The following is a 24,680-nucleotide window of genomic DNA, read 5'->3' as shown; positions in this document are numbered from 1 at the left end:
AAAATATAGATTGGGAGGGGAAAATGGATAAGTTAAAGCTTGCGATTGTGGGTTGCGGGAGAATTTCCGATTGTTACCGGGATGTTTTTCAGAAGCTCTCGGACAGCGTCAGCGTGGTCTATGCGGTAGATAAGGACATAGAAAAGGCGAAAAACTTTGCAGCGGATTTTTCCTGCCGTTATACCGATCACTATGAGGATATCCTGGAGGAAGAACTGGATGTGATTCACCTCTGTCTTCCGCACTATCTGCATAAGCCTTACAGCGTACTTGCCCTGGAACACGGAAAGCATGTTCTTACGGAGAAGCCGATGGCAATGAGCTTGCAGGAGGCGGATGAAATGCTCGAGGCGGAAAAGCGGAGCGGAAAGCTTCTGGGCTGTATTTTTCAAACCCGCTATAATGAGTCGGTTTCCATCTTAAAGCGACGCCTGGAAGAGGGGATTTACGGAAAACTCCTTACGGCAAGTTCGATTCTGACCTGGAACAGACCGGACTCTTATTATGCGGGGAGCGACTGGAAGGGAACCTGGGAATATGAGGGAGGCGGAACGATTATCGATCAAGCCATTCACAGCATCGACCGGGTTCGCTATATTGTCGCGTCCGATGTGGAATGGGTAGAAGCCTCCATTTTTAACAGAACCCATCCGAAGCTTTTCGTGGAGGATACGGCAGAGGCGCAGATTCAGTTTCAAAACGGGGTGCAGTATCATCTCTTTGCCACCAATACCAACGGCTTCGATACGCCGATACAAATTGAGTTCTGCGGTGAAAAGGGGAGATGCGGCTTGATACAGGATATGGGTTACTCTTATCTTGGGGAAAAGTATGAGGAATTCCGTGAGGTTAAAAAAAGCGTTACCGTGGGAAAGGATTATTGGGGCAGCACCCATATTATGCAGTTGGAGGATTTCTATCGTGCGGTAAGAGAAGGCGGAAAGCCTTTGGCGGATGGAGTGGAAGGACGAAAAACCCTGGAACTGGTGAAAGCCATCTATCTTTCCGCAAAGTACAGAAAACGAATTTATCTTCCTTTCACGGACGAAAAACTCACGAAGGAGGAAATGGGGAAAATCCTCTTTTATTAAAAATATTATCCGTAGGAAATATAAATTTTGGAAAGAAATTCTAAGATACAGGAAAGAAATCTCTATTTTTTTTCGACCGGGAGGCGCCTATAATCTCCTCAGATGTTAAATGACTCTTAAACAAGGGGAGGAGAGAAAAATGAAGAAAATTTTAAGCGTATTAACGGTTTCCGCTATGGCGGTTTCCATGCTGGCAGCCTGCGGAAATTCCGGAAGCACTGCTACAACCACGAAGGCGGCAGAGGATGCAAAGGAAACCACTGCAGCAGCCGACAAGGCAATGGCTGAGACCAAGGCTGCCGTAGAGGCAATGAGCGGAGATTTTTCCGATAAGAAGGTCGGCATCTGTATCTACCAGTTCTCCGACAATTTCATGTCCCTGTTCCACAATGAGCTGGTGAGCTACCTTGTATCCAAGGGATTCAAGGAGGAGAACATCAAGGTTGTAGACGGAGCAAACGACCAGGCAACACAGACCAACCAGATTCAGAACTTCATCACTGACAAGGTGGATGTTCTCATTGTTAACCCGGTTAACTCTTCTTCCGCAGCAACCATCACCGATATGGTGCAGTCTGCAGGAATTCCTCTGGTTTACATCAACAGAGAGCCGAGTAAGGATGAAGAGAAGAGATGGGAAGACAATAAGTGGAATGTTTGCTATGTAGGCTGTGACGCTCGTCAGTCCGGTACTTTCCAGGGCGAAATCATTAGAGATATCGGAATGGACAAGCTGGATATGAACGGAAACGGTAAGGTAGATTACATCATGATTAAGGGTGATCCCGAGAACATCGATGCACAGTACAGAACCGAGTATTCCGTAAAGGCATTACAGGATAAAGGCATGGAAGTAAACAAGCTGGATGAGCAGGTTGGTAACTGGGATCAGGCACAGGCGCAGTCTCTGGTAGCCAATGCACTGGCAAAGAACGGCAAGGACATCGAAGTTGTTTTCTGTAATAACGACGCTATGGCTCTTGGCGCATTGCAGGCTATCCAGGCGGCAGGAAGAACAGTTGGAAAAGACATTTACTTAGTAGGTGTTGATGCACTGTCCGAGGCTTGCCAGAACGTACTTGCCGGCACACAGACGGGAACCGTATTCAACGACTTCCTTACACAGTCTCACTCTGCGGGGGATGCAGCAATCAATTATCTCGCCGGGAAGGAAAACGAGCATTACATCAAATGTGACTATGTAAAGGTTACAGCAGAAAATGCGAAAGATATTTTGGCTCTTTTAAAGTAATGTTTTAAGGAAATGAAGGAGTGAAGCTGCATGCCTCTCTCCTTCATTTTTTTATAAGAGAAATGGAGGACTAGATGACAGAATTCAAATTGGAAATGAAAAATATTTCGAAGTCATTTCCGGGTGTTAAAGCGCTGGATAATGTACAGCTTTCTGTCCGTCCGGGAACGGTTCATGCCCTCATGGGGGAAAATGGAGCAGGAAAATCCACTTTGATGAAGTGCCTTTTCGGTATTTACAAGATGGATCAGGGGGAAATTTTTCTGGATGGGAAGAAAGTGGAAATCAATAATCCGGATGAGGCGATGGAACATGGCGTAGCCATGGTGCACCAGGAGTTGCAACCGGTGCTTGCACGTTCCGTTTCGGAAAATATGTATCTTGGAAGATTTCCGGTGCATAAGTTTGGTCCTCTGCAGGTTATTGATCATGGTAAAATGCACCGGGAAACCAAGAAATGGCTGTCGGAGTTGGGGCTGGACTACAATGTCAAGGCGCCGCTCTCCTCTCTTTCCATCGGACAGATGCAGATGGTGGAGATTGCCAAGGCGGTTTCCCACGATGCGAAAGTCATCATCTTCGACGAGCCCACTTCTTCTCTTTCCGATAAGGAGGTGGAATTCCTCTTTAAGGTGATGGGAGATTTAAAGAAGAAGGGCGTGTCCATGATTTACATCTCCCACAAGATGGATGAAATTAAGCGCATTTCCGATGACATCAGCATCATGCGAGACGGCACCTATGTAGGAACCTGGAGAGCGGAAGACATGACTACGGAGCAGATTATTGCGAAGATGGTAGGTCGTGAACTCACCAATATCTATCCCGAACACCGGCACGAAATCGGAGAGACCATCATGGAGGTGGAGGATTATACCTCGATTCATGATAAATCCTTCCGCGGTGTCACTTTCTCCATTAAAAAAGGAGAGATTCTCGGCTTCGGCGGTCTTGTCGGGGCGCAGAGGACGGAGCTTATGGAGGGGATTTTCGGGATTCGCCACATCGCAAAGGGAAAGTTGAAGGTTCACGGAAAGGAAGTCCGCGTCAGAAGACCGAAGGATGCGATGAATAACGGCATCGGCATGATCACCGAAGACAGAAGAGGAAACGGCATTTTCGCCTGCCTTTCCATTAAGGACAATGTCGGGGTATCCATTTACAATAAATACTTAAAGGCCGGCATTATGCTTGATCATCCCGCCATCAATAAGGTGGTTAATGATAACATTAAGAGACTTTCCATCAAAACGCCCGGGATGAAGGAACAAATCGGAAACCTTTCCGGAGGAAACCAGCAGAAGGTGATTATTTCCAGGTGGCTTGCCAAGGATCCGGATATTCTGATTATGGATGAGCCCACAAGAGGAATCGATATCGGTGCCAAGCACGAGATCTATGAAATCATGGAAGAGCTTGCCAAGCAGGGGAAGGCGATTATCATGATTTCCTCCGAAATGCCGGAGCTCCTCGGTATGGCAGACCGAATCTGTGTAATGTGTAACGGAAAGCTCACGGGCGAGCTGAACAATAAGGAAGAGATGACACAGGAAAATGTCATGAACTTCGCAACGATGTTTTAGGGGAGAAGGAAAATGCAAAAGACACAAAAACAAAAAATAACGGATTTTCTGATTAATAACGGAGTCATCATCGTTATGTTTATTCTGGTCATTTATACGGGACTGACCAGCAAGAACTTCTTAACGCCGGATAACGGACTGAACCTTCTCGCCAACATGTCTTACCGTCTGGTTATTGCACTCGGGATTGCAGGCTGTGTAATCACGGCGGGGTGTGACCTCTCTGCGGGACGTATGATCGGTTTCGGTGCCTGCCTTGCGGGAACCTTATTGCAGAAGGTGGAGAATTCCGGAAGATTTTTTGCGCAACCGCAGTGGGAGCATTTCGGGAACGGGATTCTTTTGAAAATAACTCCGATGAATCCATTTCTTGTTTTGCTCTTGGTTATGGTAGTCTGCGCCGTCTTCGGAACGGTAACCGGTTGGTTTATTGCCTACCTTTCCGTCCCGCCGTTTATTGCGACCCTGGCTATGATGGAGATTATCTATGGCCTGGGACTGCTCTTTACCAATGCGACTCCGCTCGGAGGCTATATTGAAGGCTATACCATTTTTTCAACCGGAAAATTCTTGGGCTTAAGCTATCTGATCTGGATGGCGCTCATTATGGCGGGAATCACCTGGTTTATCTTCAACATGACCCGTCACGGAAAATATATGTATGCCATTGGCGGAAATCCGCAGGCGGCAGAGGTTGCCGGTGTACCGGTAAATATGACGCTTGTACTGATTTATGCAAAGGCTGCCGCGTTCTACGGTATGGCGGGCTATATGCTGGGAGCCAAGGCGGGAGGCGCTTCGGTAAACACCGGACTCGGCTATGAGATGGAGGCCATTGCGGCCTGCGCTCTCGGCGGCGTATCCGTAACGGGCGGACGCGGTAAGGTATCCAGTGCAATCATCGGTGTAGCGGTACTCGAGCTCTTAAAGACGGCATTACAGTATCTGGGCGTGAATGCCAATGCACAGTACATTGCCATCGGTATTGTTATCTTTATTGCGGCATCTCTGGATATTCGAAAGTATCTTACCAAGAAGTAAAATCATTATACACTTTCTCATAAGAAGAAAGGGGCTGTAAAAAATCAAAATAGTTTTCTAAGCAATATAGGTCTGAATTTGGGGCACGCTCTCGCTAGCTTCGCCACGTAGCGGATACTAAGCGAAAAACTTCGATTCTCTTGTTTTTCGCAAGTACCGACGGGCTCAGACTACCCCTCATTCAGACCTATATTGCCTAAAATCTATTTATTATTTTGATTTTTTACAGCCCCTTTCCGTTCTTGACGAGTATTGTGCATAGCGCCGGTATCTCGGTTATGGGCCGGGGGTCGTATGAAAGGGAGTAACACTGTCCTCCCCGTAAAAGCATTGACCGCGTAGGGAAAAGGTTTTATTATCAAAATGTTTGTGGAAAAAATTTTCTGAATCGAAGAGGACGGAGGATAGAATATGAAATTTAAAGAGATGCAGTATGAGCGGATTCCCGTGGAGAAAATAGCGGAAGAGACGAAGGCACTCATAGAAGAATTGAAGGATGCAAAGAGTTTTGCCGAGGCGGAGGAAGTTTTTTTAAGAAACGAAGCGCTGCAGGGACATGTTGATACGATGTCCACGCTAACCGCTATTCGACACTCCATCAATACGGAAGACAAGTTTTATGATGAGGAAGAGAATTATTGGAACAACGCTTCTCCGAAGATTCAGGAGTACAGACAGGAGTGGGTTAAGGCCCTGCTTGCGTCTCCTTTTAAAGCGGATTTTGAAAAGAAATACGGCAGCATCATGTTTGTGAATGCCGAGATGGATTTAAAGACCTTTTCTCCGGAGATTATTCCGGATTTACAGAAGGAAAATGAGCTGGTCACCGCCTACGAGAAGCTCCTTGCGAGCGCGCAGATTCCTTTTGAGGGAAAAGTATACACCCTGTCTCAGATTACCCCCTTTAAGAATGACAAGGATGATGCGAGAAGACTTTCCGCGTGGAAGGCGGAGGGGCAGTGGTATAAGGACAATCAACAGGAACTCGACAGACTTTATGATGAACTTGTCAAGCTTCGCGACGGCATGGGAAAGAAGCTCGGCTACAAGGACTTTACGGAGCTTGGCTACTACAGAATGAAGAGAAACTGCTACAAGAAGCAGGATGTGGAGAAGTTCAGAGGAGCGGTTCAGAAATATCTGGTTCCCCTTGCGGAAAAGATCTATGAAAAACAGGCGAAAAGACTGGGAAAGAGCTATCCCTTAAGCTATGCCGATGCGGCTATCGAGTTCCGTTCCGGAAATCCGAAGCCTGCGGGAAATCCGGATGAGATTGTGGAAGCCGGAAAGAAGTTCTATGACTGGCTTTCCCCGGAAACTTCCGAGTTCTTTCATCACATGATTCAGGATGAGCTGATGGACCTTCTTTCCACGAAGGGAAAGCAGGGAGGTGGCTACTGTACTTCGATTCTGGATTATAAGACGCCGTTTATTTTTGCAAACTTCAACGGTACACAGCATGATATCGAAGTGATTACCCACGAAGCGGGGCATGCCTTTGCGGCCTATGTCAACCGGAACAGAGTGCCTGCAGAGACCATTTGGCCGGGTATGGAAGCTTGTGAGGTGCATTCCATGTCCATGGAGTTCTTTGCCGAGGCCTTTTCCGAGGAGTTCTTCGGAAAGGATGCGAGAAAATACAACTACTCGCACCTCGCGGGAGCCCTGACCTTTATCCCCTACGGCACGATGGTGGACCATTTCCAGCATATTGTTTATGAAAATCCGAGCTTAAGTCCTGCAGAGAGACACGCCGAGTGGAAGAAACTCGTCAAGATTTATCAGCCGTGGCTTAAGCTCGACGGAGAGATTCCCTTCTACAGCGAAGGAGAAGGCTGGCAGAGACAGCACCATATCTACTCCATGCCTTTCTACTATATTGATTACTGCCTTGCACAGACGGTGGCACTGGAATTCTGGAATAAGATTCAGAAAGATCAGAAGGATGCCTGGAAGCATTATATGGACTATACCAAGCAGGGCGGATCCGTGGTTTTTACGGAGCTTTTAAAGAATGCCGGTATGGAGAGTCCCTTTGAAGAAAGCTGCTTAAGAGGAATCTGTGAAACGGCGGCAAAGTACCTTTCCGACTATGACCTTGCGGGGATAGAATAATGGGGATGTTTCAATCCCCTTATGACCGCGGGGGAGTCCTTTCCAAAGAAGCCATAGAGGAACGAAAGAAGATTTATAAGGATTGGAGAAGCCCGGAAATCCGAAAAAAAGAAAATATTCGACTTTTTCTTTATTTTCTCCCGCTTCTCCCCCTGATGCTCCTTCCCGGTTTTTTTGCGAAGGCGGCACTCTCCCGGACAGCCTATCTCATGTTGCCCTATGCCATGGAGGCGGTGGCTGTTGTTCTTACAACGGTGAGCTTCTTTTGCTTTCTCCACTTTTCCCGAGGCGGAAAAGTCCGGAGAGAGGACGGCTCCTTCGCGGAAGGCGCAATAGACGGGGGAATCTACCGAAAATATTTTCAGAACCTGCAGGGGAGGGCGGCCGTATCCCATATTCTCGGAATCGGATTTTTACTTATAGAAATTTTCTATCTATTGCTTGCAAAAGAGGAAAAAAACTACGGTTTGGAGTTCGGCATCCTCGTCATTCAACTAAGTTTTGTTGCGTTTTCCCGAGTGTTTTGGCTGAATCTGAGTCGGGTAATTCGTAATTGGACGTTGTGAAATAGTTTTTTTTACTTTATAATAAACCAGATATTTTATTTATAGCGGGTATCGTGAGCCCATGATATCTCGTTTACAGAAGGGAGATTGTACTATGAAAATGAGAAAAAAAGTCATTGCTTCCCTGCTTGCGGCAGTGATGGCCACCTCACTTCTTGCCGGCTGTTCCAAAGGCACAGCGGAAAAGAAGACGGATGATCAGAAGACGGGTCAGGAGAAGGCCGGAGATACGAAAGCCGATGCTTCCGGTGCCATGGTCTTTGCTACGGATGATTTCAACGCGAAATTCTCTCCGTTCTTTGCGGATACCGTTCCCGATCAGACCATTAACGATCTTGTCAGTGTCGGCCTTCTTACTATGGATAGAAGCGGTGCCATGGTGTACAAGGGCATTGAAGGAGAAAAGAGAGAGTATAACGGGAAGGAATATACCTATAACGGCATTTCCGACCTTACGGTAACCGAGAACAGTGACGGAACCGTATACTATGATTTTACGATGAAGGATGGCTTAAAGTTCTCCGACGGAGAGCCGCTTACCGTAGACGATGTTATTTTCTCCATGTATGTATATGCAGACCCCACCTATGACGGAAATGCTTCCTTCTTCTCTCTTCCCATTCAGGGCATGAAGGAATATAGAAGCGGTGTGGACACACTCTTTAACCTGATTCTGGCTGCCGGAGAAGAGAACAAGGACTTCTCCAAGTGGACGGAAGAGCAGCAGAAGACCTTCTGGACAGACTATAAGAGCGCGGTAGACGCTTTTGTAAAGGAAATCGTAGACCTTTGCGTGTCTAACGGCTCTAACAAGGAAGGGGATTCCATTGCGGCTTGTGCGGCAAATTACGGCTATGAAGGCTTGAAAGAGGACGCTACGGCTATGGATTTCTTCAATGCCATGCTGGCAAAGTATGACGGCAGTGTGACGAAGATGAGTTCCGCAGAGAGTGCCGGAACCCAGTTTGCCGATCTTATGCCGAGCTATAAGGAGTTTTCTGTCGGTGTAGAGACGGGAGAGTCCGCACCGAATATCAGCGGTATCCAGAAGACCGGCGAGAACACGCTCCGTGTTATCGCAACAAAAGTGGATGCGCAGATGATTTATCAGGTGGGCGGCATTAACGTAGCTCCTCTTCACTACTACGGCGATAAGGCGCAGTTTGATGTAGAGAAGAATCAGTTCGGCTTCCCGAAGGGCGATCTTTCCATGATGAGAGAGAAGATTTCCAAGCCGCTCGGTGCAGGCTTCTATGTTTTTGAAAAGTATGAGAACGGTGTTATTTCCTTCACGGCAAATGAGAACTACTATGACGGTGCACCGAAGGTAAAGAACTTAAGAGTAAACTATGTAACGGAAGCCGACAGATTAAACTCTATCCTGGCAGGAACCGTGGATATCGCTACTCCTTCCTTCACGACGGAAGTGGCAGATGCCATCAAGAAGGCAAACAGCAACGGAGAGCTCTCCGGCGATAAGATTCATACTGTAGCGGTAGACGCTTTAGGCTACGGCTATATCGGTATCAATACCCACAATGTTTCCGTAAATAAGGAGCCGGGAAGCGATGCTTCGAAGAACCTTCGTCGCGCTTTCGCAACGATTTTCTCCGTATATAGAGACCTTGCCATCAGCACCTATTACGGAGACAGAGCAAGTGTCATTAACTACCCGATTTCCAACACTTCCTGGGCAGCTCCGCAGCCTACCGATGACGGCTATGAAATCGCATTCTCCAAGGATGCACAAGGAAACCCGATTTATACTTCCGGCATGAGCGATGAAGATAAGTATGCAGCAGCGAAGAAGGCGGCTCTCGGATTCTTCGAAGCGGCAGGCTACACCGTAGAGAACGGAAAAGTTACTGCAGCACCGGAAGGTGCAAAGATGGAATATGAAGTTATGATCGGCGGAAGCGGAAACGGTGACCATCCTTCCTTCATGATCTTAACCGAAGCAAAGAAAGCCCTTGCCGATATCGGCATCACCTTAACCGTAAACGACTTATCCAACACTTCCGACTTGTGGAACAAGTTACAGGCAAGACAGGCCGAGATGTGGTGTGCGGCTTGGAACTCAACACCGGATCCCGATATGTACCAGGTTTATTACTCCGACGTTGCAAACGGCGGAAAAGAGCCGGGCGGTTCCAACTACATGTATCAGATTGAAGATCCGAAGCTGGATGAAATGATTATGCAGGCCAGAGAGTCTACCGATCAGGAATATCGTAAGACGATGTACAGAGCTTGCCTGAAAGACATTGTAGATTGGGCTTGTGAAGTTCCAATTTACCAGAGACAGGAAGTAACCACTTTCTCCTCTCAGAGAATCAATATCGATACCATTACACCGGATATGACATCCTTCTATAAGTGGTTTGCAGAGATTCAGAACTATCAGCTGGCGAAGTAAAGTAGCGGAGTTTAGTCCGAGAATCATGTTTCGGGGGATAACCGCGTTCCTTAAGAGATTAAGGGAATGCGGTTTTTCCCCATACTAAGCGGATAAAATGCGGGAGATTTACCGCCTATTTGGAAGAGCAGGTTTGTAGTGAAAAAGTATATTATCAAACGATTATTATGGTCTGTGTTGATTTTATTCATCGTGGCCTTTTTGCTTTATATTTTGATGAGAAGTCTTCCTACCTCTTATCTGGAACAGATTGCCAGACAGAAGTCGCAGCAACCGGGTTCCAAGACCTTTGAGGAATGGATGCAACAGCTCGAAGCAACCTACGGAATGGATAAGGGGATTGTTCCGGGCTTCTTTGCGTGGCTTTCCAAGGCCGTTCGAGGGGACTTCGGCGACAGCTGGAAGTATACCGTACCGGTAACTCGGAAATTCACCGAGGTTGTAGGTATTTCCTTCTGGATGGGCCTGATTGTCATGGTTTTGGAGATGCTCATTTCCATTCCGCTCGGAATCATTGCGGCAACCAAGCAGTATTCCGCAACCGACAATGCCATTTCCATTCTTGCTTTGGCAGGAATTTCTCTTCCGACCTTCTTTACGGCATCCTTATTGAAACTCATTTTTTCCGTAAAGCTCGGTTGGTTTGATTTAAACGGTCTGGTGGGAAGAAATTATGATTTCCTTTCTCCCATGGGACAGAAAATGGATATTGCCATGCACTTGGTGCTTCCAATCATCACCTTGCTGATTGCCAGCATCGGTGCCTATATGCGATATATCCGAACGAATATGCTGGAGGTCTTAAGCTCCGACTATATTCGTACGGCAAGAGCGAAGGGACTTTCCGAGCGTCGTGTCATTTATCACCACGCTTTCCGAAATACCCTGATTACCCTGGTTACCATCTGGGGAACCTCCCTTCCGGGGCTTTTCTCCGGTGCCATGATTACGGAGCAGCTTTTCTCTATTCCCGGTATCGGATACACCTCCTATCAGGCTATGATTTCCGGAGATATTCCGTTCTCCATGTTCTACCTGGTATTTATTGCAGCGTTGACTTTGGTCGGGAACTTAATTACCGATATTTTATACGCGGTTGTTGATCCCCGTGTTCGTATTGCGTAGGAAGGGAGGGAAAGATGTCTGAGATGGAAAAAAACACAGTAGAAAAAACAAAGGCGGAATACTCCCTAAACGATGACCGTCGTGTTAAAACTCTTTCTCCCGGTGCCATGGTAGCGAAGCGTTTCTTCCGAAACCGCATTGCGGTATTCGGAATGATTATCTTGCTTGCTATGTTCCTCTTTTCCTTTTTGGGCGGAGCGATTTCTCCTTATAAGGAGTCTCAGCTCTTCTATAGAAAGGATGTACAAAGCCAGAAGTATGCCGGTGTAAAAGTAAACACCGAACTTCGTTATCAGCAGGCGGAAAAGGATGCTTTCCCCGCCCTTGCGCAGGCACAGTTTGTTTTGGCAAAGGGAAAGAAACAGACCGAGTTCTCCGCAGGCGATAAAACCTACAACTATGAGGAAGCCGGAAAAGACTTTTATATTATCAGTGTAAAGGGAAGCGCGACTCCCGTCGCCTTTGCCGCAGTGGACTTGGTGACAGCTGCCGGTGCGGAAACACCGAGTTTTAACGAGCAGTTAAATATCCTGAAGGCATACAGCAATAAAGAAAGCTCCTTCACTCTGGACGGGGTAAATTATACTATTTCAGATGACGGTACCGTAGAAAAAGACGGAACGGTTTATGCAACGGCAGGACGTTATGTCATCAACACCATTATGAGTGATATCCAGTTGTCAAAGGAGTTTAAAGAGAAATTGCTGTCTGAGATTCAAGCGGACAGTAAGAGCTTTACCTATCAGGATGCGGACGGTAAAGAATCCGTATACAACATTGAATACGATGCACCTTCCAAAGCCTACAACATCAGACAAACCAGAGAGCAGATGGTCTATGATACCTATTCCTCACCGAGTAAGGCACATCCGCTCGGAACCGATAAGAACGGAATGGATATGCTGACGAGACTGATGTATGGCGGAAGAGTATCTCTCTATATCGGATTTGTCGTAGTTATCATTGAAACCTTAATCGGTATGATCATGGGCGGAATTTCCGGATACTTCGGCGGATGGATTGATAATTTGATTATGAGAGTGGTGGATGTGTTCTACTGCATTCCGACTATTCCTATTTATATCATCATTGGTGCCGCAATGGATGCAATGCGTGTCGATCCGAAGCTTCGAATGTTCTATCTGATGATCATACTCGGCTTCTTCGGCTGGCCGTCCATCACAAGACTTGTCCGCGGACAGATTTTGACGCTCCGTGAGCAGGAGTTCATGACGGCAACGGAAGCAACGGGTATTAAGCCTGTACACCGTATTTTCAGACACTTACTGCCGAACGTTATTCCGCAGCTTATTGTAACTTGTACCATGAGCCTCGGCGGAGTCATCCTTACGGAAGCGGTTCTGTCCTTCCTGGGACTCGGTGTAAAGTTCCCCTTCGCTTCATGGGGAAACATCATTAACGATGTAAACAACACGTATGTACTAAGTAACTATCTATTTATTTGGGTTCCAGCCGGAGTTTGCTTACTCTTAACGGTACTTGCATTCAACTTGGTGGGCGATGGCTTACGAGATGCCTTTGACCCGAAGATGAAACGATAGAATCGAGGAAAAACTATGGCAAGAAATGACGGTTATCTTTCCGCGAAAGAATCCCGGAGGATATCGAAAGAAAATAAAGCAATTACATCCAAGCTGGAAAAGAAACGTACACGGAGAAATGTTCCGGAAAGTGAATATCTTACGGAAATGAAGAATCCGGCCAATGCGGTAGAGTTTGAAAACCTCCATACCTTCTTCTTTACCGATGCGGGAACCGTAAAGAGTGTGGACTCCGTAAGCTTTGATGTTCCTTTAGGAAAAACGGTCGGCGTTGTAGGAGAGTCCGGTTGCGGAAAGTCCGTAACCAGCCTTTCTCTCATGCAACTGTTGCAGCGTCCCCAGGGACAGGTTGTGGAAGGCTCCATTCGACTGAATACGGGTGAAAAGGTTTATGAGATTACGAAGACTCCTGAGCATATCATGCAGCATCTTCGCGGAAACTTCATGTCCATGATTTTCCAAGAGCCGATGACTTCCTTAAATCCGGTTTTCAGGATTGGAGATCAGGTCGATGAGGTCCTCCTCTTTCATGAGAATGAATACAATACAAAGGAAGCGATTAAGAAGAGAACCATAGAACTTTTGGAGATGGTTGGGATTGCAAACAGTGAGGGTGTCTATAAGATGTATCCTCATGAGCTCTCCGGCGGTATGCGACAGCGTGTTATGATTGCGATGGCGCTCGCCTGCAACCCGAAGCTCATCATTGCCGATGAGCCGACTACAGCACTCGATGTAACCATTCAGGCGCAGATTTTGGATCTCTTACGCGGACTAAAGGATAAGATTAATTCTTCTATCATGCTGATTACCCATGACCTCGGTGTCATTGCGGAGATGGCAGACTATGTCGTAGTCATGTACTCCGGACGTGTAGTGGAGGCCGGAACGGCAAAGGAAATCTTTGCCCATCCCGCTCACCCCTATACTATCGGACTTATGGCTTCCAAACCGGTAGTAGGAAGAGAAGTGGATAAGCTTTATTCCATTCCCGGTAAGGTGCCGAATCCGATTAATATGCCGAATTATTGCTATTTCCGAGATCGTTGTGACAAGCGGAAGCCCTGTTGCGACGGATTATATCCGGGCGAGATTTGGTTATCCGAAACACACAGAGTCAGCTGTTATCTCTATGATGAAGCACAGAAAGATTAAAGTCGGGAAAAGCGATTTTTGAGACGCTTCATAAAGAACCAGTTGTAGAGAGTTTAAAGAAGAAATCGAGGAAATGATGGAAAAAAGCGAAATGAAAGATTTCACGCCTATTGTTCACAATGAAGAGAATATTTTGGAAGTGAACGGGTTAAAAAAATATTTTCCGATTAAGGGCGGATTCTTCAATACCGTTGTCGGTCAGGTAAAGGCAATTGACGGAATCTCTTTCCATATCAAGAGAGGAACGACCATGGGTCTCGTTGGAGAGTCCGGTTGCGGAAAGACCACTACCGGAAGAGCAATTTTACGTCTCGGCGGAGAAAAGACAGCAGGACAGGTTCTCTTTAACGGAAGAGAAGTTTACGATATTCCGAAGAATGAGATGAATGAGATGCGTACCAAAATGCAGATCATCTTCCAGGATCCTTTCTCCTCTCTCTCCCCCAGACTTCCGGTCGGAGAAATCATCGGAGAAGCGGTGAAGGAGCATAAGCTCGTTCCGATGAATGAATATGAGGAGTATATTGATAAGATTATGGACGAATGCGGTCTGCAGCCCTTCCATAAAGGACGCTATCCACATGAGTTCTCCGGCGGACAGAGACAGAGAATCTGTATTGCAAGAGCTTTGGCTTTGAACCCGGAATTCGTAGTCTGCGATGAGCCGGTTTCCGCACTGGACGTATCCATTCAGGCACAGGTGATTAACCTTCTGGAGGATTTACAGGAAAAGTTTAAGCTGACTTATCTCTTTATCTCCCACGACCTTTCCGTAGTGGAGCATATTTCCGATACGGTAGGTGTTATGTATTTGGGGAATATTGTGGAGTTCGGCGATACCAAGGACCTCTTTGCCAATCCGCTCCACCCTTATACGAAAGCGCTCTTCTCCGCAATCCCGATTCCGGATCCGGAGGCTAAGATGAGTCGAATCATTCTGGAAGGAAGCATTCCTTCTCCGGCAAATCCGCCTTCCGGCTGTAAGTTCCATACCCGTTGCAAGGAGTGTATGAAAATCTGCAAGAACAAAGTTCCGGAAAAGAAGGATATGGGGAATGGTCATATTGTGTACTGCCACCTTTATGACGATGTAAAAGGTGCAGAATAAAAGATAAATAATAAAAGATAAATAATAAAAGATTAATAATAACTCTAATAATACAAACCTGTTAAAAAAAAGGGGTGCCGCGTGATATGCGGCACCCTATTTTTTTTACTGTCCTACTTTTTCTTTCTAAACGAACTGTAATTCTTTCCGGCCTGTAAGGAGACACCTCTTGCCTTGGCCAGCTCAGACACGGTAACCAGCTGATAGCCTCTTTCTTTCAGAGCGGGAACAATCTGCTCCGCGGCTTCTGCAGTCTGCTTGTAAATGGAATGCATCAGGATGACGTCTCCATCCTTTACCTGCGTGAGCACAACATTGACCGTATTATGGGTATTCTTGGTCTTCCAGTCCAGTGTATCGATACTCCAAAGAATGGAAGGCTGCCCTGTGGAGGCTAAGGCAGACTTAACGCTGCCGCCGGTTGCTCCGTACGGAGGACGAACCAGACTCACGGATTGACCGGAAAGCTTACGAAGAATGGAATTGGTCTTCGAAAGAGAAGTTTCGATACCGGCTTCCGAAAGCTTTGGAAGATTTTCATGCTTATAGCTGTGGTTTCCGATTTCCATTCCGGCATCGGCCATCCGCTTTACTGTAGAAGGATACTTCTCAGCCTGGGTTCCGACATAGAAAAAAGTAGCCTTGGCATTGTACTTCTGTAATACGGCTAAGATGCGGTCTTCATAGTTTCCGGGACCGTCATCAAAGGTAAGAGCCACCATGGGCTTTTTTGAATCGACATTTCCCTCCGTAGATACAGCTTTTTCCGGACTTGCAGCGGCTTGCTCTTCCTGCGGATTTTCACCCTTTTTTACAACCGTAACCACTATTCCGTCAATGTGCTTTCCGACTCCGACGGGATTGCTGTCCTCCCCATTTTTCGCCCAGTTCTGCCACTCTCCGAGTACGGAAGTGCGATAACAAACATCATATTGCGATACCAAGTCTCCGTTTAGGAAAATGCGAATGCCCTCGAGCGGCATCTCCTGCCCTTCTCCGACAACCTGCCCGTTTTCAAAGACGCCTGACCACCCGCTTCCGGAAATATTTGCCTGATACTGAATCGTACCGCTAAGCCCCTCGGGCTGATGCTTCAACAATACCTTCATTGCGGTGGGATAGCTATCGGTACGGCTCTGCCTTTGGCCGTCATTACTGTAGGCGGAAAAGCCAAGACCCTTATACTGCAAGCTGTAGTAAGACTTCAAGCGATGTCCCGTGTTTTCTTCCGCATAGCCTTTCATCGAAAAGAAAAATAAAAAGCTGAAAAGAAGAAAAAGGGCAAAAAGAAAAAGATTTTTGTTAAGTCGGGAAGAAATCCCTCTGCAATAAGCCTGCCTCATATTTTTTCGAAACTCCTTTGCTGTTATTCCTCTATCTTTCCGTTGCATTGTTTTTACCCTGCAAGCCGAAAAGTATTTTTGTGCATAGCCAAAAGTATTTTTGGTGCATACTGAATAGGACAAAATTTTTGACACTGAAGTTACAGTATACGACAAAAAGAAAAAAAGACAAAGACAACAAGAGAATTAAGGAAAATTCTTCTTTTTATTCTATATAATCGGAAGAATTTTTGATAGAATAAAACAATACGGTTCATCCTAATGATAGTGGAGCAGGAAACCATACATGGCCGAAAGGAGAAAGAAAAATGGACAGTATTGCAGAGAGAATCAGTGAGGTGGGGATTGTTCCGGTGATTAAGTTAAAGAATCCGGAAAGAGATGCCGTGAATTTAGGAAAGAGCCTTTGTAAGGGAGGGGTTCCGATTGGAGAGGTTACCTTTCGTGCAGAAGGGGCGGACACCGCACTTCGCCTGATGAGTGCGGCAATCCCGGAGATGCTGCTTGGAGCCGGTACGGTGACCACTACGGAGCAGATTGACAGAGCAGTGGACAACGGCGCGAAGTTCATCGTATGTCCCGGCTTTGATGAGGAGCTGATTCAGTATGCACAGGAGAAAAATGTGCCGATTTATCCCGGAGTAAGCTGTGCGAGTGAATATCATAAGGCTTTAAAGTATGATTTAAAGGTTTTGAAATTCTTCCCGGCAGAGCAACTCGGCGGCTTAGCCATGATTAAAGCCTTAGCAGGCCCCTTCCCCATGTTTAAGATTATGCCTACCGGCGGTATTTCTCTAAAGAATTTAGGAGAATATTCTGCCTCTCCTCTCATTTGCGCTTGTGGCGGAAGCTATATGGTAAAGGATAAGATGATTGAAGAGGGAGCTTGGGACGAAATTACGAGACTCTGTGAAGAATCGGTTGCCATTATAAAAGAAGCAAGAAATGCATAGATCAATAGAAAAAATTTGGAGGTATTCATGGCAAAGGTAGTTTGTTTCGGAGAAGTGATGCTGCGCTTGCAGCCTTATCATTATGAGCGCTTTGTGCAGGCGGAAAATGTGCAGTTTACTTTCGGCGGAGCGGAGGCCAATGTGGCCGTTTCCCTTGCCAATTTCGGAGTCGATGTTTCCTATGTAACAAAGCTTCCCTCTCACATGATCGGGCAGGCGGCAATCAATTCTCTTAGAAGATACGGAGTGGATACCGGAAAGATTGTCCGCGGAGGAAACAGAGTCGGCATTTACTTTAATGAAAAGGGTGCCTCTCAGCGCCCCAGTATTTGCACCTACGATAGAGCGCATTCCGCGATTTCCGAAGCAAAGAAAGAGGACTTTGACTGGGAGAGTATCTTTAGCGGTGCGGAGTGGTTCCATTTTACCGGAATCACCCCTGCCTTATCTGAAAATGTTCTGGAGATTTGTCGGGAAGCCTGCCAAGTCGCAAAGAAGAAGGGAATCAAGATTTCCTGCGATGTCAACTACCGCAGTAAGCTTTGGACGAAGGAGGCGGCAAGAGAAGCCATGACGGAGCTTAGCGAGTATATTGACCTGATTCTTATTAACGAAGAGGATGCGAAGACCGTCTTCGGGATTCAAGCGGATAAGACCGATGTGCATAGCGGAAAGTTGAATAAAGAGGGCTATGAAGAGGTGGCGAAGAAGTTAATGGAACAGTTCCGCTTCTCTGAAGTGGCCATTACGCTTAGGGAAAGTAAGAGCGCCTCGGATAATGACTGGTCGGGTCTTCTCTATGACGGGAAGGAATGTCTCTTCTCGAAGGTCTATCCCGTGCATATCGTGGATCGTATCGGCGGCGGAGACAGCTTTGCGGCAGGCCTCATTTACTCCTTCTTAAAGGGAGATGACAGCAGAAAGGCGCTGGAGTTCGCGGTAGCGGCTTCCGCCTTAAAGCACAGCATCGAAGGGGATTACAACATGGTTACCGTTCCCGAAGTCGAGAAGCTTGCGGGCGGAGACAGCTCCGGAAGAGTACAGCGATAAGGCAAAGCGGAATGCAAAAGGGCGCTTAAGAAGAGGCTACTCAGCGGAACGCAAAAGGGTGCTTACAGAAGAAAGCACGGTAAACAAGGCAGGCATTGTAAAGATAGAGGGAAATATGGATAGAGAAAAATTAAAGAGAATTTACAAAAAAATGGAAGAAAGAAATCTTCCGCAAATGATTATTACCGATCCTCCCGCGATTTTCTATTTGACGGGCAAATGGATCCATCCGGGAGAAAGAATGCTTGCCTTGTATATCAGTACAAAGGGAAAGGAAAGATTCTTTGTGAACCGCCTTTTTCCGATTGAAGAGGATTTAGGCGTAGAGATTCAGTACTTTGACGACACGGAAGACAGCGTGGAGCTCCTTTCCAAGGTGGTGGACAAGGAAAGCCCCTTGGGCGTGGATAAGACCTGGTCTGCCCGCTTCCTCCTCCGCCTGCAGGAGTTGAAAGCCGCTTCTTCCTATGTAAACGGTTCCGTTATCGTGGATAAGGTGAGACAGATTAAGGATAAGGATGAGCAGGAGAAGCTGATTCAGTCGTCTTTACTGAACGATGCAGTCATGGCGGAGCTCATTCCCTATGTGGTAAAAGGGCATACGGAGAAGGAATTGAATGCGATTGCGAGGGAACTTTATAAAAAGCACGGTGCGTCCGATGTTTCCTTTGATCCGATAACCGCTTACGGAAGAGGTGCGGCGGATCCGCATCATGAGACGGACGATACGAAGGGAAAGAGAGGGGACTGTGTCCTTTTGGATATCGGCGGAGTCCTCAATAACTACATTTCCGACATGACGAGAACCGTTTTCCTCGGGGAGGTCAGTGAAAGACATAAGGAGATTTATCAGATTGTCCGGGATGCAAATCTTCGAGGCATTGCCATGGCGAAGCCCGGAAACAGGATGTGTGATGTCGACCTGGCCTGTCGAAATTATATTGAAGAAAAAGGCTTCGGAAAGTATTTTACTCACAGAACCGGACACTCTGCGGGAATTGAGGATCATGAAGTGGGTGACGTTTCTTCCGTAAATGAGGAAGTCATTGAGGTAGGACAGTGCTTTTCCGTGGAGCCGGGCATTTATATTCCGGAGGAAAATATCGGCGTGCGTGTGGAAGACCTTGTCTTAATCACGGAAGACGGCTGCATGGTATTGAACCATTATCCGAAGGATCTTCTTATCGTAAAGGAAGACGGCACCACGGAAATTGCAGAGTAAAAGAACGAGGAAAGATTTCCAAGAAAGGGAGACCGCTGTGCACTGCACGGTAAAGAGAAAGCATAGATTGGAGAAAGAGTAGAAAAAATGGCAAAGATTACGGAAGGGATGATGCCCTATCTACACTATGAAACCTATTATCGGATTGTGGGGGAGAAAAACCCGAAGAAAGCGCCTCTCTTGCTCCTTCACGGCGGGCCGGGTTCAACCCACAATTATTTTGAGCTTCTGGATGACATAGCGGATCGGGATCAGAGACAGATCATCATGTACGACCAGCTTGGCTGCGGAAAATCCTTCCTGGAGGGAAAACCCGAGATTTGGACGAAGGAGACCTGGGTAGAGGAGTTAATAGAGCTTAGGAAACACCTTAATCTCGAGGAAATCCACCTGCTTGGACAGTCCTGGGGAGGCATGCTCGCCATTATTTACGGCTCGGATTATGCACCAAAGGGCATCAAATCCATGATTCTTTCCAGTACGCTCCCCTACAACAGCGTTTGGGAAGCGGAGCAAAAGCGCCGTATCGGCTATATGGGAAAAGATGTGCAGGAAGCCTTCCGAAAGGCGGAAGAAACGGGAAATTATGAAGCGCCGGAGTATCTCAGTGCACTCAAGCTTTTTATGGAAAGATACTGCGCAGGGCCTTTCCCGGAGGACAGTCCGGAGTGCCTTAAGAGAAAGAAGATAGTCGGAACGGAAGCCTACGTTTCCGCATGGGGACCGAATGAATTTACGCCGACAGGAAGTCTTCGTGACTATGACTATAGGGAGAAGCTCCGGAGCTTTTCCTACCCGACCATGATTATTAGCGGTGCGGAGGATCTCTGCTCACCTTATATTGCCAAGCTGATGTACGATGCGATACCGAATGCCGAGTGGGAGCTCTTCCAAAATTCCAGACACATGTGTTTTGTGGATGAGCCGGAGAAGTATAAGGAGCTCCTGATCGATTGGTTAAATCGCCATGACTAAGCGGGAGTGAAGAGCAATTTCGAAAGTCGTCTGCCTTTTGGCAGGCGGCTTTTTTGTTGAGCGAAAGCACTCTATAATATAAAAAATTAATTATTTTAGACAAAATGCAAACAAAACTACTTATTTAATTATTATAAGCGGTCGATGTTCCTAAAGATATGGAAAAACTGTAATTCAGATAAGTATATATAACTATAGGATAGAAAGAAGGAGGAATCATGAAGCATTGGGCAAAAAAAGGACTTATACCTTTGAGTATTGCGGCATTGACTGCATTTTCCCCGCTGGCAGTAAGAGCGGAAGAGTCAGGGACGGCCGGAAAATGGGTGCAGACCGGTGACACATGGATTTTTCTGGATCAAAATGGACAAAAGAAAACGGGCTGGGTAGAGGATAAAGGACAGAAATACTTTATTGATCCGGTAAAAGGAACGCTGGCAACAGGCTGGGTACAGATGGAAGGAAAGTGGTACTTCCTGGACACGAAGGAAGCCTCTCTTGGAAAATTGGCGCAGGGCTGGCAGTGGATTGACGGATACTGTTATTATTTTGCTGCCGATACCGGGAAAATGGCGGAGAATGAAAAGACTCCGGACGGCTATTTTGTGTCAAGTGGCGGAAAGTGGGCCAACGAAAAAGGTGAATCCGTCTTTAAGCCGGAACTGGGCGTAAAAAGTACGGTAGAGAAAGAAAAGGAAGCGGAGAAGGAGAGAAAGCAGACCGAGGCCTTGAACGCCGGAGGACAGGACAAAGAGAGCACAGTGGCTTTTAAGGCCGCAGGCGGTTCCGGCGGAGGAAGCGGTATTCGATCCGGCGGCTCAGGAGGTTCAGGCGGCGGAGGCGGTCGTTCCGGTGGCGGATCAGGTGGATCCGGTGGAGGCGGACGTTCAGGCAGTTCCGGAAGCTTCGGCGGATCGGGAAGCGCCGGTGGAGCAGGATCCGGCAGCACTTCCGCTTGGCAAACAAGCTACAACCCCTCAACAACGAATCCGTTTGAGACAGCGGAAGAGCTCTATCAATATCACGCACAAAATGAGCTAAGGCGAAAAGAAGAGATTGAACGAAGAACGGAGGCGGAAAGAAAGCAAAGAGAGAAAGAGGAAGCGCAGCAGAAGAAAGATAGTGAAGAAGAGGCACGTCTTAAGGCGGAGAGGGACAGACTGGAGCGGGAGGCTTTGGAGAAAAAGCGTCTGGAGGAAAGAAGAGAATCCTTCTTCATAGCCGGAGTAGACCTTCATGAATCGGATTTTAGCAGTAAAAAAGTCCATGTGGAAGAAAAGACGTACAGCTACGGCTTCAAGGAATATGCAGCAGGGAGCGGAATCATTGATCGGGCGAACATTCCGGAGCAGGTAGAGAATGCGGAAGGAGAGAAGGCGTATTCTGCAGCACTTTCTTACTATGCTGTTGAAAGGGATCTCTTGGACTACTACTTGGGGAGTCATGATGCGGAAGTACAAAACATCCTGCGTGGCAACGAAGATGCTTCTCTTAAGATTTTCGGACGGAATCATAAGCTAAAGACTGTGCTGGAAGAGAAAGAGAACGGTGCCGATCAAACGGCAATCGCTCTATATAAGAAAGGAGCGGAAGCGGGAACGGCCGTTAGCAGTGCATCGAACTTAAGTGCGGATGCAAGAGGGAAGAAAATTCCCGCAAACTATAGCGAAGAAACCCTACTAAGCAGAAGAAACAGCGGAAATTTGAATTCCTTCTCCGAGTGGGCCAAGGAACAAATTGAGAACGATCAGCCGTTTATTTTGGAGCATAGCGGACTTCGCGACGTGAAGAAGAAAACTTCCGGAGTCGCATTGGTTCTTGGAGGAGAATGGACTCACGCAGGAAAGCTTACCGCACTTTACCTGACGGAACCGGACGATTTCCTGCATGGAGTAAAGCGGTATGAGGTGGAAGAAAGGGGAAATGCAGTTGTTTTAGTTCCGGGAAATCACAGTTCCGTTTATGCTACGGTGAGAGGACTGTACAGTGCGGAATTTTATACGGACGGTCTGGAAAACCACCTTTCACAATAAAATAATGACAAAATAAGAAGAGGTCTTGTCGGAAACAGAAGAGACGGAGCAGAAAGAGAAATCCTTTTTGCTCCGTCTCTTTTATTCTTAACAAGTGGTGCAGGCGAAGCCTGAGACATTTTGTTCACAACGAGTATCGTGCGCAAGGCGTGCGATATTCGTTATGAACCGTGCTGAAAATGCGCGATCCTATTCCGTCCTTGTGCAATACATAAAATAAGTATTTCCGGTCTCAAGGTGTTGCATGCCCTTTAAATTGGGACGAACCAGGTAATTGTCTTTAGAAAATACCATGGGAGCCATCGGCAGGTCCTCGAGCAGAATCTGCTCTGCCTCATGCAGGATTTTCGAACGTTTTTCTCCGTCACTTTCGGCCATGGCTTCCTGCATCAGCTTGTCATAGGATTCATTACTGTAGCGGCCGTAGTTGTTCCGATCCTTGGAACGGAAAACATTCAGAAGCTGTGAGGGCTCATTGTAGTCATAAACCCATGCAAAACGAGTCAACTGGAAGTCTCCGACGTGCTGGGTTGCGGAAACGACCTTCCACTCCTGGGTATCAATTTCCAATTCCACTCCGAGCTCTTTGAAGGCACTCTGCAGATATTCGGAAATGGTATTGTTTGCTCCGCCGGCATTGTTTAAGTATTTTACCTTCGGGAAACCTTCTCCGTTCGGGTAACCTGCTTCCGCCATCAACTTCTTGGCTTCTTCCAGGTCTTTTTCATAATCGTCCGGATGGAAGGGCGTTCCATAGTCCTGCAAGGTCTTTTCCACAAAGGAGCTTCCGTCTGCAGGATCCGTGATTCCTTCGCAAACGAAGGTGGAGGCAGGCGTACGATAGCCTTCAAAAATATTTTCGGCAATATACTTTTTATCAATGGCTAATGCAAAGGCTTTGCGAACCTTCGGATTGTCAAAAGGGGCCTTTTCCGTGTTAAATACCATCCCCGAGGTGCCGAGCATGGGATAGGTTTTAAAATCTTCGGTATTCCGAAGGGAAGCCATTTCCTCGGAAGGAATACGGCTCGTGACATCCAGACTTCCCTCCTGATAAGCATTGTAAGCGGAATTATCATCGTCCACCAGGTGGAAGATCAACTCGTTTACGCTGACTTTGTCGGCATCGTAATAATAGGGATTTTTCTTTAAGGCAATGTAGTCTCCATCCACAAACTCGCTCATCTGATAGGCTCCGTTTGAGATGTAGCTGGAAGCATTGATGCTCCAGGATTCCCCGTTTTTCTCCAGAATGTCTTTTCGAAGCGGAACCAAAGAAACAAATGCCGCAATTTTCTCATAATAGCTGAGCGGAGTAGAAAGATGAACGATAAAGGTCTTCTTATCCGGCGCTTCTACCTGCAATGCTTCCGGATTTCCCTTTGTCGCTTCTTCATAGCCTGCTACCATGTTCAACATATCGTAGCTATAGGGAGCCGCCGTCTTTTGGTCTGCCAGTCTTCTGAAAGAGTAAACGAAGTCTTCCGCACTCAGTTCTTGACCGTCCGACCACTTTAAGCCGTCCCGTAAATGGAAGGTCCAGCTGAGCCCGTCTTTCGAGGCTTCCCAGCTTTCCGCCATTGCAGGGAGGACTTTCCCGTCTTCTCCGTATTTTAGCAGTCCTTCAAAACAGTGCATAATCATAGTGCCTCCGTCCAGCGTGGAGTTCAGCTGGGGATCCATGGTTTCCGGAGAGGGACCGATGCAGACATCCAGCTTATCTATGGGACTTCCGGCGTCCGTAAGCTCTTGATTCTTTTCTTCAGCGGAACTCTCCCCGGCGGTCGTTTGAAGATTGCTGTTTTCTTTAGCGGCTCCGCAGGCTGAAAGAGATAGGGCGAGCAGCCCCAAAGAAACGGCATTTGCCAATATTTTATTCATAGAAACCTCCTCGTTCGGCAGTCAGCTGTAACAGGATGGATCAATCCGTATTTGCAAAATAACTGCAATGATTGGAAATATCTTATCATTTTATAGGAAAAATCTCAAAATGATTTCAAGCCATTTAGGAAAACAAAAGAAAAAGAAGAAAAAAACGGACTAGAGAGTAAAGATTTTGTCAGTTGATAAAGAAATAAAAGCAAAAGTGA

At 46.9% G+C, this 24,680-nt stretch carries 18 protein-coding genes; 16 read left to right on the top strand and 2 right to left on the bottom strand.

Going from position 1 to position 24,680, the window contains the following annotated elements:
- The first annotated feature begins 23 nt into the window (after positions 1–23).
- The 11 genes from HMPREF9624_RS07290 to HMPREF9624_RS07240 all read left to right on the top strand — a co-directional run bounded on the left by HMPREF9624_RS07290 (position 24) and on the right by HMPREF9624_RS07240 (position 15,014).
- A complete protein-coding gene (locus HMPREF9624_RS07290; protein ID WP_009537205.1) occupies positions 24–1,091 on the top strand; it encodes a Gfo/Idh/MocA family protein in 1,068 nt (355 codons plus the stop codon).
- Positions 1,092–1,230: 139 nt separating this feature from the next.
- Positions 1,231–2,343, top strand: a complete 1,113-nt coding sequence (locus HMPREF9624_RS07285) for a galactose ABC transporter substrate-binding protein (protein ID WP_009427794.1) — start codon at positions 1,231–1,233, stop codon at positions 2,341–2,343.
- A gap of 74 nt (positions 2,344–2,417) precedes the next feature.
- Positions 2,418–3,926 (top strand): sugar ABC transporter ATP-binding protein, encoded by a 1,509-nt coding sequence (locus HMPREF9624_RS07280; protein WP_009537204.1) that lies wholly within the window; start codon positions 2,418–2,420, stop codon positions 3,924–3,926.
- A gap of 12 nt (positions 3,927–3,938) precedes the next feature.
- Positions 3,939–4,967 carry an ABC transporter permease subunit gene (locus tag HMPREF9624_RS07275; RefSeq protein WP_009537203.1) on the top strand — a complete coding sequence of 343 codons (1,029 nt, stop codon included), beginning with the start codon at positions 3,939–3,941 and terminating at the stop codon, positions 4,965–4,967.
- A gap of 411 nt (positions 4,968–5,378) precedes the next feature.
- Positions 5,379–7,082 carry a M3 family oligoendopeptidase gene (locus tag HMPREF9624_RS07270; RefSeq protein WP_009537202.1) on the top strand — a complete coding sequence of 568 codons (1,704 nt, stop codon included), beginning with the start codon at positions 5,379–5,381 and terminating at the stop codon, positions 7,080–7,082.
- Positions 7,082–7,648: a hypothetical protein gene (locus HMPREF9624_RS07265; protein ID WP_009537201.1), complete on the top strand. Its 567-nt coding sequence runs from the start codon at positions 7,082–7,084 to the stop codon at positions 7,646–7,648. The genes HMPREF9624_RS07270 and HMPREF9624_RS07265 overlap by 1 nt, the downstream gene beginning before the upstream one ends.
- 94 nt (positions 7,649–7,742) lie before the next feature.
- Positions 7,743–10,064: an ABC transporter substrate-binding protein gene (locus tag HMPREF9624_RS07260; RefSeq protein WP_009537200.1), complete on the top strand. Its 2,322-nt coding sequence runs from the start codon at positions 7,743–7,745 to the stop codon at positions 10,062–10,064.
- A gap of 138 nt (positions 10,065–10,202) precedes the next feature.
- Positions 10,203–11,189 carry an ABC transporter permease gene (locus HMPREF9624_RS07255; RefSeq protein ID WP_009537199.1) on the top strand — a complete coding sequence of 329 codons (987 nt, stop codon included), beginning with the start codon at positions 10,203–10,205 and terminating at the stop codon, positions 11,187–11,189.
- Positions 11,190–11,203: 14 nt separating this feature from the next.
- Positions 11,204–12,751 (top strand): ABC transporter permease, encoded by a 1,548-nt coding sequence (locus HMPREF9624_RS07250; protein ID WP_009537198.1) that lies wholly within the window; start codon positions 11,204–11,206, stop codon positions 12,749–12,751.
- Between the two features lie 15 nt (positions 12,752–12,766).
- On the top strand, positions 12,767–13,906 hold the full coding sequence (locus HMPREF9624_RS07245; RefSeq protein WP_009428264.1) for an ABC transporter ATP-binding protein: 1,140 nt from the start codon (positions 12,767–12,769) through the stop codon (positions 13,904–13,906).
- Positions 13,907–13,979: 73 nt separating this feature from the next.
- Entirely contained in the window at positions 13,980–15,014 is a 1,035-nt protein-coding gene (locus tag HMPREF9624_RS07240; protein WP_195891136.1) for an ABC transporter ATP-binding protein, read from the top strand.
- 113 nt (positions 15,015–15,127) lie between these two features.
- On the opposite strand, the gene HMPREF9624_RS07235 is transcribed toward HMPREF9624_RS07240, so the two are convergent.
- Positions 15,128–16,405 carry a polysaccharide deacetylase family protein gene (locus HMPREF9624_RS07235; RefSeq protein ID WP_242822632.1) on the bottom strand — a complete coding sequence of 426 codons (1,278 nt, stop codon included), beginning with the start codon at positions 16,403–16,405 and terminating at the stop codon, positions 15,128–15,130.
- 260 nt (positions 16,406–16,665) lie between these two features.
- Between HMPREF9624_RS07235 and eda the strand changes: the two genes are divergently transcribed.
- The 5 genes from eda (at position 16,666) to HMPREF9624_RS07210 (ending at position 22,590) form a co-directional block, all read left to right on the top strand.
- Positions 16,666–17,310, top strand: coding sequence for a bifunctional 4-hydroxy-2-oxoglutarate aldolase/2-dehydro-3-deoxy-phosphogluconate aldolase (gene eda / locus HMPREF9624_RS07230; protein ID WP_009429476.1), 645 nt, complete (start codon positions 16,666–16,668; stop codon positions 17,308–17,310).
- Positions 17,311–17,337: 27 nt separating this feature from the next.
- Positions 17,338–18,360, top strand: a complete 1,023-nt coding sequence (locus tag HMPREF9624_RS07225; protein WP_009537195.1) for a sugar kinase — start codon at positions 17,338–17,340, stop codon at positions 18,358–18,360.
- 115 nt (positions 18,361–18,475) lie between these two features.
- Positions 18,476–19,582, top strand: a complete 1,107-nt coding sequence (locus HMPREF9624_RS07220; RefSeq protein ID WP_009537194.1) for a M24 family metallopeptidase — start codon at positions 18,476–18,478, stop codon at positions 19,580–19,582.
- 87 nt (positions 19,583–19,669) lie between these two features.
- The gene (pepI, locus tag HMPREF9624_RS07215; RefSeq protein ID WP_009537193.1) at positions 19,670–20,557 is read left to right on the top strand and encodes a proline iminopeptidase; all 888 of its coding nucleotides are present in this window, start codon (positions 19,670–19,672) and stop codon (positions 20,555–20,557) included.
- A gap of 218 nt (positions 20,558–20,775) precedes the next feature.
- Entirely contained in the window at positions 20,776–22,590 is a 1,815-nt protein-coding gene (locus HMPREF9624_RS07210; protein WP_009537192.1) for an IdeS/Mac family cysteine endopeptidase, read from the top strand.
- A gap of 189 nt (positions 22,591–22,779) precedes the next feature.
- Here the strand turns inward: HMPREF9624_RS07210 and HMPREF9624_RS07205 are convergent, their stop codons facing one another.
- Complete coding sequence (locus tag HMPREF9624_RS07205) at positions 22,780–24,471, bottom strand: peptide ABC transporter substrate-binding protein (protein ID WP_009537191.1); 1,692 nt, start codon at positions 24,469–24,471, stop codon at positions 22,780–22,782.
- Positions 24,472–24,680 lie beyond the last annotated feature (209 nt).

This window comes from Oribacterium asaccharolyticum ACB7, from assembly GCF_000238075.1.
Lineage (GTDB): Bacteria > Bacillota > Clostridia > Lachnospirales > Lachnospiraceae > Oribacterium > Oribacterium asaccharolyticum.
This window is presented reverse-complemented; position numbering and strand designations above follow the sequence as displayed.